The sequence below is a fragment of the Roseovarius sp. ZX-A-9 genome (assembly GCF_028369135.1).
In the GTDB taxonomy this organism is placed as follows: Bacteria; Pseudomonadota; Alphaproteobacteria; order Rhodobacterales; family Rhodobacteraceae; genus Roseovarius.
In genome coordinates this window covers 474,297-486,335 of sequence record NZ_JAPWHW010000001.1, presented here as the reverse complement: position 1 = coordinate 486,335, position 12,039 = coordinate 474,297, and the positions used below count along the sequence as shown (strand labels likewise).

11 protein-coding genes are annotated in these 12,039 nt (G+C 62.2%); 3 read left to right on the top strand and 8 right to left on the bottom strand.

What is annotated here, in order from left to right:
• Positions 1 to 35: 35 nt before the first annotated feature.
• Positions 36 to 680: a ChrR family anti-sigma-E factor gene (locus O3306_RS02245; RefSeq protein ID WP_272002696.1), complete on the bottom strand. Its 645-nt coding sequence runs from the start codon at positions 678 to 680 to the stop codon at positions 36 to 38.
• Between the two features lie 10 nt (positions 681 to 690).
• Positions 691 to 1,245, bottom strand: a complete 555-nt coding sequence (locus O3306_RS02240) for a sigma-70 family RNA polymerase sigma factor (RefSeq protein ID WP_272002694.1) — start codon at positions 1,243 to 1,245, stop codon at positions 691 to 693.
• Between the two features lie 353 nt (positions 1,246 to 1,598).
• On the opposite strand from O3306_RS02240, the gene O3306_RS02235 reads away from it, so the two are divergent.
• Positions 1,599 to 1,925 carry a DUF3775 domain-containing protein gene (locus tag O3306_RS02235; protein WP_272002691.1) on the top strand — a complete coding sequence of 109 codons (327 nt, stop codon included), beginning with the start codon at positions 1,599 to 1,601 and terminating at the stop codon, positions 1,923 to 1,925.
• 61 nt (positions 1,926 to 1,986) lie between these two features.
• Here O3306_RS02235 and O3306_RS02230 read toward each other — a convergent pair whose 3' ends face one another.
• Positions 1,987 to 3,726, bottom strand: a complete 1,740-nt coding sequence (locus O3306_RS02230) for a hydantoinase B/oxoprolinase family protein (RefSeq protein ID WP_272002689.1) — start codon at positions 3,724 to 3,726, stop codon at positions 1,987 to 1,989.
• Entirely contained in the window at positions 3,723 to 5,777 is a 2,055-nt protein-coding gene (locus O3306_RS02225; RefSeq protein WP_272002687.1) for a hydantoinase/oxoprolinase family protein, read from the bottom strand. The genes O3306_RS02230 and O3306_RS02225 overlap by 4 nt, the downstream gene beginning before the upstream one ends.
• Positions 5,778 to 5,994: 217 nt before the next feature.
• Here O3306_RS02225 and O3306_RS02220 point away from each other — a divergent pair, with 217 nt between their 5' ends.
• Positions 5,995 to 7,383, top strand: a complete 1,389-nt coding sequence (locus tag O3306_RS02220) for a hypothetical protein (RefSeq protein WP_272002684.1) — start codon at positions 5,995 to 5,997, stop codon at positions 7,381 to 7,383.
• Between the two features lie 88 nt (positions 7,384 to 7,471).
• Complete coding sequence (locus O3306_RS02215; RefSeq protein ID WP_272002681.1) at positions 7,472 to 8,764, top strand: ABC transporter substrate-binding protein; 1,293 nt, start codon at positions 7,472 to 7,474, stop codon at positions 8,762 to 8,764.
• A 113-nt stretch (positions 8,765 to 8,877) separates the two neighbouring features.
• Here the strand turns inward: O3306_RS02215 and O3306_RS02210 are convergent, their stop codons facing one another.
• The 4 genes from O3306_RS02210 to O3306_RS02195 form a co-directional block, all read right to left on the bottom strand.
• On the bottom strand, positions 8,878 to 9,339 hold the full coding sequence (locus O3306_RS02210) for a hypothetical protein (RefSeq protein ID WP_272002678.1): 462 nt from the start codon (positions 9,337 to 9,339) through the stop codon (positions 8,878 to 8,880).
• 21 nt (positions 9,340 to 9,360) lie between these two features.
• Positions 9,361 to 10,068: a hypothetical protein gene (locus O3306_RS02205; protein WP_272002676.1), complete on the bottom strand. Its 708-nt coding sequence runs from the start codon at positions 10,066 to 10,068 to the stop codon at positions 9,361 to 9,363.
• Between the two features lie 14 nt (positions 10,069 to 10,082).
• Entirely contained in the window at positions 10,083 to 10,940 is an 858-nt protein-coding gene (locus O3306_RS02200; RefSeq protein WP_272002673.1) for a hypothetical protein, read from the bottom strand.
• Positions 10,941 to 11,061: 121 nt separating this feature from the next.
• Positions 11,062 to 11,916 carry a hypothetical protein gene (locus O3306_RS02195; RefSeq protein ID WP_272002670.1) on the bottom strand — a complete coding sequence of 285 codons (855 nt, stop codon included), beginning with the start codon at positions 11,914 to 11,916 and terminating at the stop codon, positions 11,062 to 11,064.
• Positions 11,917 to 12,039 lie beyond the last annotated feature (123 nt).

The following is a 12,039-nucleotide window of genomic DNA, read 5'->3' as shown; positions in this document are numbered from 1 at the left end:
GCGTTACGCAGTGGCCGTGCGGTGTGCTGCGGGCGTCAGATGCGTAGGAAACGCTGCGCGATACGGTGCCCCAGCTTGCTGAATCGCAGTGGCGCATCGGTGGCAGTCAGACAGATGCAATCGACCCCGACATCGGCAATCGGCGTGTGTTGCAGATCCTCGTTCGCCACTTCGATATCACCCAACCCGAACCGGTCCGTCGCATCAAGAAACGCGCCTTGCAGCACCAGCGTTAACTCGGTTCCGCGGTGGCCGTGATCAGGCACCGCCACTCCGGCGGGTATTCGGATCAGCCGCGCTGTCGCGCGCCGGTCCGTGGGCAGGATCGCCTGCCGCACGCCCATGCCGACGGGCCGCCATCTCACGACATCCAGATCGCCGCCGACATAGGCGCGGACCGGAGCGGGCAACACGCCGTTCGTGCGGGGCGGAGCGGCGGCCGGGGGGGGGGCCTTGGCGCGCGCCAGACATGCGGCAAAGCTGTTGTCGGGCATAGCCGCCGCCTGACCATCCTCGATCAACGCGCCGCCGATGGCATCAAAGGCGCCGAGCTGCGCGCGGCATTCGTCGCACATCGAGATATGCGCAGCCACCGCCAGGTTGAATGCTTCGGGCAACGCCCCTGTCGCGTAGGCCATCAGCAACGCGTCGGTCAGGTGATGTCTGATTTCAGGTTTCATCTAAGTTACTTCATCTTTTCATGGCATGTCGCAGGCGCTCCAGCGCCAGCCGAATTCGGGATTTGATCGTGCCCAGCGGCAGACCGGTCTGTTCTGCGATTTCAGAATGGCTGAGATCGGCGTAGTAGGCGGCCTCGATCAGGGCTTTCTGTTTCTCGGGTAGCGCGCCGATGGCCTCGGCAAGTGCGGCGCTCTCTTGCTGGAGGGCAAGCACGTCGGCTTGATCGGGCGGCTCGGCAGGGCCCCATGAGATTTCTTCGGGTTCGGGGCGCTGCGATTTGCGCAGCGCGTCGATGCGGCGGTTGCGTGCGATGGTGAAAATCCAGGTGGCGGCGCTGGCGCGGGCGGGATCGAAAAGATGCGATTTCTGCCAGAGCGTTGCCATGACATCCTGCGTGCATTCCTCTGCCAGCGTCGCCTGCGCGCCGGATTTCATCAAAAAGCCTTTCACTCGGGGCGCGAAATGTTCGTAAAGTTCGGCAAAGGCGCCTTCGTCCGCATCCTCGCGGATACGTGCGATACATGCGACCCAGCGCTCGTTCTCCAAATGCCGATCTGATTTCATGACTGCGCGCTCCGGTCCTCCGGTCACATCCGCATGTTCACCGTCCCGGCAAGCCCGGACAGCGCTCGCAGAAGAAGACAAGGCTTGGCAAGTGGTGTCAATTGCGCAGTTCATGAGCCAGTTACGAGTGGGCTGGTCGTTCGGATCACAAAATCATGGCGTGGACTATCATTGCGCAGCACCTGTGACCCCCGATGGCGCCTCCGGGATAGGCACCCTTTGCAGCGATGTTGTTCGGCTTTGCGATGCGCCGGTGTCAGGAGTTTGCAACCGGCACCTTGCGAAAGATCAAAGTAAGCGTAGCATCCAACAGGTAGCGTGCATGCGAATCGATGGCGCGAAAGGGGGCAGGAATGCTCGAAATCAGCACACACAAGATTGCACAGGTTGTCTTGATGGCCCGCGAACTGAACCGGGCCGAGGGCGAATTGCGGGCATTCATTGACCGGCTAAGCGAGGATGAACAGGCCAGCCTCGTGGCGGTCATGTGGATCGGGCGCGAAAGCTTTGAGGCCGATGATCTGGCCGAAGCGATCCAAACCGCACGGGCCGAGGCCACGGTGCCCACCGCCGACTACCTGCTTGGCTCGCCGCATTTGTCCGACCATCTGGAAAATGGGTTAGAGGCGCTGGGCCTGTCAGCTTATGACGACGAGGACGATCTGGTGCGCGGCGGCTAAGCGCTGTCCCGAAAAATTCGCATTTTCCGGGCTGTTTTCTTCGCGGAAAACAGGGTGGTGCCTATTCCTTTCCGCGCGCTTTGTTCGTGGCAGTCACGTCGATTGCACCCAGATCATCCAGCACAACGCCGAACAGATCATGCGCCTGATCGGTGCTGTACCGGCCCAGCCGCACGTCTTCGGCAACCAGATCCGGCGCGCGAGTGAACGGATCACCATAGCCGCCGCCACCCGGAGTTTTCACGCGCACCCGGTCGCCCGGTTGCAGCGGGATATTCTGCTCCTTGGACAGATGCAGCGGCGTGTAGGGCGCACCATTCTGCCAGACGTTGACTTCGTTGACCGCGCCATCCGCGCCGCCCAGAGCCCCAAGTGGCCCGGTGCGGCCATGATCCATCACGAAGCTCGCCGTTGCACTGCCGCGCCGTAATTCCACCTCGTAATCCAGACCAAAGCCGCCGCGCTGCGCGCCGGCACCACCCGACCCTTCGCGCAGGGCATAGCGGTGGTAAAGCACCGGAAAGGCTTGCTCCATGATCTCGACCGGCGGTGCCTTGGAGATGCCGATGGTCGAGCAACCATTGCTGAGCCCGTCCCCCCCGCTATAGCCGCCGTATCCGCCGCCCGAGAGCTGATACATCACGAAATCGCGCCCACGGTCTGGGTCATGCCCGCCCAGCGCAAAATTGCCGCTCGTGCCTGCGGGCGCGGCAGTCACGCGGTTCGGCAAAACAGAGACTAATGCAGCGAAAACCGCCTCTGCTATGCGCTGGCTGACCTCTGCTGCGCAACCCGATACCGGGCGCGGATATTGCGCGTCAAGGAAGGTCCCGTCGATGCCAGTCACATAAAGTGGCTCGAAGGCCCCGGCGCTGATCGGCACCTCGGGAAAGATGTGTCGCATCGCCAGGTAAACCGAGCTGAGCGTCGTCGCACGCACTGAATTCATCGGCCCCATGCAGGGCTCTGAGGAACCGGAGAAATCGAAACTCAGGCCATCGCCCTCGCGTCGCACACTGAGTCGGATCGCCAGCGGCACGTCCACCACCCCGTCGCTGTCGATCCATGCGGTGCTCTCATGCGGACCTTCGGGAATTTGGGCGATAAAGGCGCGCATCTGCTCGGCGGCGCGGCGGCGCAGTTCGGCGATGGCCTCGGTTACGACGCTGTCGCCGTAACGGTCCAGCAAGAGGCCCAGCCGCTCGGCCCCCAGCTCCAGCGCGGCGGCCTGCGCACGCACGTCACCAATCCGCTGATCCGCCACGCGGATGTTGGAGCAGATGATGCTGTAAATCTCGGTATCTAGCACGCCCTGCTTGAACAGGCGCACAGGCGGCAGACGCAGCCCTTCCTGCTCGACCGCGGTGGCAGAGGCGGAAAAGCCGCCGGGCACCGCGCCGCCCGTATCGGGCCAGTGGCCGGTATTGCTGAGCCAGCAATAAATCTCGCCATTTCGGTAGAAAGGCAGCGCAAAGCGGACATCCATCAGATGCGTGCCGCCCAGGTAGGGGTCGTTGACGATGTAGATGTCACCCGGCTGTGGCGCTGCGACGCACCCGTCCGCGATCATCTCGATCAGGGTGCGGGTGGAATATTGCATTGTGCCGACAAATACCGGCAAACCACCCGCCCCTTGGGCAATCAATGCACCGTCCTGCGCGTCATAGATACCGTCCGAGCGGTCATTTGCCTCGGCAATGACGGGCGAAAACGCGGCGCGGGAAAAACTCAGGTCCATCTCGTCGCAGACCTGTTGCAACCCGGCCTGAATGACCGACAGAGTGATGGGATCAAGGCTCATGCTGCACCGCCTATCTCGATCACGATATTGCCGCCCGTATCGCCACGGGCATGGTCGCCGGGTTCGATCAACGTGGTGCAGTCCATCTGCTCTATGATTGCCGGGCCGGAAATTTCGACGTCCAGCGGCAGGTGATCGCGCCAGTAGACGGGCGTGTCCAGCATGGCTCCGTCAAACCGCACGGTGCGCGTACCGGTCTGCGCCTGCGCGACTGTCTCCTTGCGCCCGGCGGGGTCGATCAGGGTGCTGAGATCCAGCGGCGCGCGCATGCCGATCACCGATGTGTTCACATTCACCAGATTGGCACGGATGCGGTCCAGTTTGACCCGAAAGCGGGCGAAATAGGCCTCCTCGAACAGCGCCTGCAACGTGGCCAGATCAACGTTCGGCTGCTCCAGTGGCACGCGCAGCAGATGGGTCTGGCCGACGAACTGCATGTCGACGCTATAGATGTGGCGAATGCCGGTCAGGTCGATGTGCTCCTTTGCGATCATCCGCTCGCCCCGGTCGATCTGCGCGTCGAACACATCGTCCAGCGTGGCGGGATCGAGCGCATCGAGCGGCGTGTTGAGCGTGGTGACGAAATCGTGCCGCAGGTCTGCCACGACGCAGCCCAGCGCGTTGGTGATGCCGGGGCGGCAGGGCACCAGCACACGCGGCACGCCCAGCTCGCGCGCCAGGGCGGCGGCATGTAGCGGCCCCGCACCGCCAAAGGCAAAGAGCGCAAAATCGCGCGGGTCCGCCCCGAGCGAGATCGACACCATGCGGATTGCCCCCGCCATGCGCGTATTGGCAACGCGAATGACCGCCTCTGCGGCTTCAGGCACGCTCAGGCCGAGCGGTTGGGCCAGTTTAGTGTCGAATATGGCCGCGACATCGCTGAGCGCGACACCGCCCGCCACGGCGAGCTTGGCCGGGTCGAGCCGCCCCAGCAGCAGGTTAGCGTCCGAAATTGTCGGATCACTGCCGCCGCGCCCGTAACAGATCGGGCCCGGATCGGACCCGGCGCTTTGCGGGCCGACCTGCAACAATCCTGCCTCGGTGACGCGCGCGATGGATCCGCCGCCTGCACCGACAGTGCGCACATCGACCATTGGCACGTGAATCGGCATGGCATATTCGATCTCGATCTCGTTCGACACGGCCGGTTCAGCATCGCGGATCAGTGCCACATCGGTCGAAGTGCCGCCCATGTCGTAGGTGATGAGGTTTTCCATCCCCGCCGCGCGCCCGGTATAGGCCGCCGCCATCACGCCAGAGGCCGGGCCGGACATCACGGTTTTCGCCGCCTCCTGCGCCACCAGCCGGGCCGATACCATGCCGCCATTGCCATTCATCACCAGCATGTCGTTACGATAGCCGCCCTGCGCCAGATCCGTGGTCAGACGGTCGAGGTAGCGCGCCAGAATCGGCTGCACGCTGGCATTCACTGCCGCCGTGACGCCACGCTCGTATTCGCGCGATTCGGACAATATGGCATGGGCCATGGTGATATGGGCATTGGGCCAGATATCGCGCAAAAGCGCGGCCGCCCGGCGTTCATGTGCGGGATTGGCATAGGCGTGCAGGAAATGCACCACCAGCGCTTCGCAGCCCGCGGCCAGCAGAGCATGGCCCGCCGCCAGCACGGCGTCCTCGTCCAGAGGCGTGACGACCTGGCCGCTGGCATCCATCCGCTCGGGCACTTCGAGCCGCAGGTCACGCGGAATCAGCGGTGTGAATTGCCCGGTCATGCCGTAAGCCTGCGGGCGGGTGCGGCGGCCCAGCTCCAGCACGTCGCGGAACCCCATCGTGGTGATCAGGCCGGTGCGGCTGAGCTTGCGTTCCAGCACGGCATTGGTTGTGGTCGTGGTTCCGTGCACGATGAGATCGAGCGCGCCGAGGTCACTGCCTGCCTGGCGCAGCGCTTCCATCACGCCGAAGGCCTGATTGCCCGGCGTGCTGGGAACCTTGGCCAACCGTACCGCGCCGCTGGCCTGATCGATCTGTACCAGATCGGTGAACGTGCCGCCCACGTCGATCCCGGCCACGAGCCGTGCCTTGTCCGTCACTTGCTGTCCCCTTTGGACCGTTTGCGCCGAGAGTTGGCGAGAGCCGCGCGAAAGTCAACGCACCGCATCTGATAGGGCCACCTGATCCCGATGAGCGCCTGCGGCGCTCTGGCCTTTTCACTGGGGGCTTTGCCCCCAAACCCCCAAGGTATTTTCAGAATGGTGAAAGGGGCGGGTTTTGCTTTCCTTGACGGGCGGAGGTGGTCATCATGAGCTTATGATACGCGTGGTTCTCTTTGGTTTGGCGATCTGCTGGATGACACCGGGTGCGGTGCAGGCGCATGCGAGCGAACAGGGGTTCGTCCTGCTGTTGCCGACGGATGTCTATATCACTGCAGGTGTCGCGGCGGTGGCGCTGACGGTTCTGGTATTGGCGCTGGTGCCCGGCGAACTGGCGCAGCGGATGTTTACCCCGCTTGCGCTCTGGCGCAGGGGGCGCGTCGCGCCAGCGCATGTTACCAGCTGCCTTTCTGCACTCGTCGTGATCGCTCTGGTCCTGGCAGGCATTTACGGCCGTCGCGATCCGCTGAGCAATCCGCTGCCCCTGTCGGTGTGGATCGTGTGGTGGATCGGAATGGTCACCGTTCAGGGGTTGGTCTGGAACCACTGGCGCTGGAGCAATCCCTGGACCGGACCCGCAGCGCTGATGGTGCGGCTTACTGGCGAACGGGCGCCGTTGCGCTATCCGGCGGCGCTGGGCCATGCGCCGGGGATTGTCGGATTTCTGGCGTTTTGCGGCTTCCTGCTGGCGGACCCTGCGCCATTGGATCCGGCAAGGCTGGCAGGGATCGTCGGAGGCTATTGGCTGCTAATGCTGGGCGGTCTGGCGCTTTTTGGTCCGCGTTGGTTGCTCCGGGCCGAGGCGGTGACAATGCTGATGCGGCTTTATGGGCGCATGGCTGTTCTGGGCCGCCGTCGCGGGCGGCTGGCGCTGGGCCTGCCGGGTTGGCAGATCGCGGGCGGTCCGCGCCTGCCGCTGGGGGCGGGTCTGTTCGCACTTTTGTTGCTTGGCGGTGGCAGCTTTGATGGGCTGAACGAGACATTCTGGTGGCTGGCCAGGCTGGGCATCAACCCGCTGGAATTTCCCGGCCGTTCGGCAGTGGTCACGCCGACGCTGATCGGGTTGCTGGGGGCGAACGCGGCGCTGATCAGTGTCTTTGTGCTCTGCACCTGGGTCGGGGTGCGCTTGGCAGGTGGCGGTGTGTCCCTGATCACGGCATTGCGCGCCTATGCGCCGGCGATCCTGCCGATCGCGCTGGGCTATCACATTGCGCACTACCTGGTTTCGTTGCTGGTGGACGGGCAATATGTGCTGGCGTGGCTCAGCGATCCGCTGGGGCGTGGCTGGGATATCTTGCGTCTTGGGGCCTATAGCGTCAGCACCGGATTTCTCAACACCCCTGCGACGGTCAAGGTGATCTGGCTGACCCAGGCGGGCGCCGTGGTGATTGGTCATGTGATCGCGATATTGCTGGCGCATGTGCTGGCGCTGCGCCTCTATCGGCACCGCCGGCAGGCGGTGCTGAGCCAGCTGCCACTGGCTGTCTTCATGGTCGCTTTTACCTGTTTCGGGCTCTGGCTGTTGGCCAGCCCGCGCGGGATGTAACACGCAAATAACTGGACAAGTGCCGATTTGCTTCGCAGGATTGCGGCAAAGGCGGAATTGCCCCGCCACAATCCGAGGAGACATGACAATGACCAGCACGCCGAAACCCAAGCAGAGCCTTTCGCGCCGTGGCGCACTCAAGACGCTGGCCGCGGGCGCCGGGGCGGCAAGTCTGCCTCTCTGGGCGCGCTATACCCATGCGCAGACCGCCGAACCGATCAGGGTCGGGTTCCAGATCCACCGCACCGGTATCGGCGCGGCCTATGGGCGCTGGTATGGGCGCACCACCGATGCGGCTGTCAAGGTGATCAACGATGGCGGTGGCATCAACGGCCGGATGGTAGAGATCGTGGCCGAGGATGACGGGACCGACCCCAAGCGCGGTGCCGAAGTGGTCGAGAAATTTGCGACCCAGCACAATTGCGATGTCGGGTTCGGCACCTTGTTCAGCCACGTCGTGATCGGCTCCGCCCCCCGCGCGGGAGAGCTGAAGCTGCCCTATTTCGTCGTCTCCGAGGGGCATCACGTGGCCAGCGGCATGCTCAATCGTTACACGTTGCAGCCCGGTATCACCGATGTGAAATCACAGGTGCAGGCGATGGCGCCCTACGTGGCCGAGAACCTGGGCAAAAAGGTCACGATGGTCTTTCCCGATTTCGCGTTCGGCCATGATCACCGCGATTTCTTTACCGCCGCGATCGAGGCGCAGGGCGGCGAGGTGCTGGAACATATCGCGATCCCGCCCTCCGAGACCTCGTTTACCAAGTATTTCCCGAAGATTCCACGCGAGACCGAAGTGCTTTATCACGTCATGGTCGGCCCCGCCGTGCTGACCTTCGTCAAGGAACTGGGCGAGTTTTTCGGCCCCAACGGTCCTGCGCTCTTCGGGTTTATCGACAGCCTTGAAGCGGTCGATATCTCCAGCCCTGGTCTGGAGTTTCTCGAAGGCACGTATTTCTGGGAAGGCATGCCGCGCTACGCCCAGGCCGATCAAAGCGAACACGAGACGTTCTATCGCGCGGCGGTCGGCGTTGATGCCAATGGCGCGTCGGTCAGCGATGCGTCGGACGTATCGACCTACGCCCACATGTTCGGCTGCTGGGAGACACTGCACGTGATCAAGGCGGGGATGGAGGCCGCGGGTTATACTGGGCCGGATGATCGCGCCGCACTGATCGAGGCGGTTGAGGCGATGACCGACCTGCCCGAGAGCCAGGCACATCCGCAGGGGGCGAAGCTGTTCAACGGCAAGACGCACCAGGTGTTTGGACACCAGTATATCTCGAAGGTCGAAGGCGGGAAAATGGTGCGCGTGCACACCACGTCGATCGAGGACACGCTTTATCCCGATGAAGTGGATTATACGACACAGTCGTTCTGAACCGGGGGAAATTCCGGGCGATGGCCGGTCCGCAGGATTGCGGGCCGGTTTTTTGTGCCGCGGTGGCGGGCACGGAAATTTATCGAATCATTGATACCTGGCGTGGCCCGCATTCACGCATGACGTTTTGCCAGCTGCAGGATGTGTTTTCCAAACGCGTCATCCTCGCCCTCCAGCAGATATGGCAGGGCGGTGCGGAAATCGTCACGCGCGCACCATTCCACCATGTCATCCTCCCATGACAGCCAGCGGCGCCGCGCCTGCCCTTCCATGCCGTCCGTGTAAAGAATGATATAGGCTTTCTCGAAGAGCGAGATGAGAATGCGGAATATGATATCGGTGCGCTCTCGCTGCTCATCGCTCAGCGGCTCGGGCAGGCTGTTTTTGCTCAACAGCAGCAGATCGGCATTGTCCATCACCAGCCGCAGGAAATTATCGTATTCCTCCGATAACTGGCGGTGCAGTTCGTTTTCTTCGTTCTCGCGGCGCAAGCGCTCTTCGCGGATGATCACCAGAATGGCTGTCGGAAAACCGAGGATCGTGACCACATAGCTCAGCGCCTCCAGCCAGATCATGCGTTCACGTCCTTTTGGGCTCTACCGCTTGTGGATCACCGCCACCTGATCCTTGCGCTTTTTCTGGTAACGCACCGGATGTACGATGCAGGCCGAAATCTCTGGGATCAGCGCATTGAACGCCTCGGCAACCGCCGGATCGGTATGGCTGAAGGTTCGGTCGTCGATATAGGAGCGCAGCAGTGCCGCAGTCTTGGTGATACCCGGAACTTCGTAAGGATCGGGCTGCCAGCGCAGGTCCTCGATCACATAGAGACCGCCGGATTTCAGCTTGGGAAAAATCTCGAGAAAGGCATTCTGCTGGTGATGGCTGGCATGGCTGGCATCGTCGATCACGATATCCGGGGCATCCATGTTTTCCATCGCCTGTGCAATCTCGGCGCGGTTGTCCATGTCGCAGCGGTGGAACGTGAACCGCTCATGCTCAAACCAGGAAAAATCCGACACATCCAGCCCATGGATATTCGCCTTGGGGAAATATTCCAGCCACATGCGGATCGACGGCACATCCGTGGTCTTGCGATCCTTGTCGATCCCGTGCTCTGGCCCGCCGATCAGCAGGCCCATTTCCAGAAAGTTGATCTTGCGCTGTCGGTAGGGGTGAAACAGCATGTGGTAAAGTTCGGTATACCGATGCTTGGTCGATCCCTTGTCTGATCCATAGCGATCCGCCAGGTCGGTCAGGTTCTCGTTCTTGGCTGTCATCCGGGCGGTTCCTGCATCTAACATGGGCTTGCCTCTTTTTATCCTGCTGCGTCTGCTTTGTCTTTCTTGCTGAACACTGGCGCGCCCAACGGGTCGATCCCGTGCTTTTTCAGCAGCGCGTCGATCAGCCCACCTTCGTCCGGCAATCCATTCGGGCGGCTGGCCAGAAACTCGCGGATGCGACGCCCGTATAGATGGATGGATGTGCTTCGCTCGGTCAGATGCCGCTCGGCGGCCTTGCGGCCTCCGGCCTTGACCATCTTGCGGCGTAGCTCGAACGGCACGGGGTAGAGCACTTCGCGCGCAAACGCATATTTGTCCTCGCCCGTCCGCTGCACCCAGGCCGTGACCGCGTGCGGCCCCCAGACACCCCAGGGCAGGTCGCTGACATGCACCGGCGTGCCGGCATCGGCCTGCGCCTGAAGTTTGGCCTTGGCGCCTTCGCTGTACCAGAAGGGGATGCCGTACTCGTCCTCGGTCATTGCCAACAGACCGGCCAGCGCAGGGCTGTCCGGTGGCAGGCCCAGAACGCCGCCATTGATGTGATGCTCGCTCTCCCAGCCAAAGTAATGCCCGGTCTCGGTCTCGAACGGTTTCAGACAATAGGCGTCCGTGTCGGCCCAGATCGTCCGCGTCGATTTCGTCAGCAGGTGATAGCGGAACACGTCCGAGAAAAGCGCAAGACTGCCGGTGCGCCCGTGCTGGATGAAATTATCGCGTTTCAGGATGGCATCGCCATGCACCACCTTCGCGCCATCAGGCACGTTCGAGACAGGCCCGTAGTGATAGAGCGTCACCTCGTGCCCTGCATCCAGAAAGGATTGCACGCACAGTTGCTCGACATAGCTCAGCGGGCCTTCGACCCACAGCATTGCAATATGGTATAGTCCGCTCACGTCGGATCCGCCTTTTGTGCCTCGCAGGTCGGTCCACATCTGGCGGCCAACCGTGTTATTGTTATGACACGAACATTACTCGGAATTTGATCACCCGGCAATGTTCATGGTTGGCACGCAATCAGGCCGCTTCGGCCTCACGCTCTTCGCGTGCCCAGACCGGTGCCGCCTCGGTATTGATGCCGTGCTTGGCCAGCAACTGCCCCATATAGCTTGCTCCTTGCGGCCGTCCGCCCTTCATCGCCAGGAATTCGCGCACCCGGCGCCCGTAGAAATGCACCGAATAGGTGTCGTCGGTGATCTTGGCCTCGATGTCCTTGCGCATCTTGCGTTTCATCAGGCGGCGGCGGTGGCGGAACCCGACGGGGTACAATCCTTTGATCGGTAGCGCATATTTCGCCTCGCCGGTTTTCTTCAGGTAATGTGTCAGGGCGTGCGGCCCCCAGACGCCCCAGGGCATCAGGCTGACATGCTCGGGCTGGCCTGCATCCTTCAGTGCCTGCAAGCGTTGTTTTTCCTCATCCGAGAACCATTCGGGGATGCCGTATTCATCCTCGGACATCTCCAGCAACTGGCCCAGTGCCTCGCTGTCCGACGGCAGGCCCAGCACGCCGCCATTGATCGAGCGGCGCGACTCGTAGCCAAAGAAATGGCCCGTCTCGCTCTCGAATGGCTTGACGCAATAGGCGTCCAGATCGGCCCAGATCAGCCGGTCGGTCTGTTGCAACAGGTGATACCGGAACACGTCCGAGAATAGCGCGAAACTGCCGGTTCGGTTATGGGTGATGAACTCGTCGGCATTGAGCACCGTGTTGCCATCGACCATCTCGACATAATCCGGCGCATTGGGGATTTCGCCGTAGTGGTAGAGCTTCACGTGATGACCCGCATCCACGAAGGATTTGGCGCATAGCAACTCTACAAAGCTCATCGGGCCCTCGACCCACAGCATGCCGATTTCGTATTCTTGTTTCATTTTTGCCTCCGAACCCGCCTTTGCGTGCACGCTCCAAGAACTACGCGTGTTTACCGCGCTGATTTTCCGGCCAGACGGCCGTTCTGCTCGCCTTTCAGCTAAAGGGCGAATAAAGGCAAAATT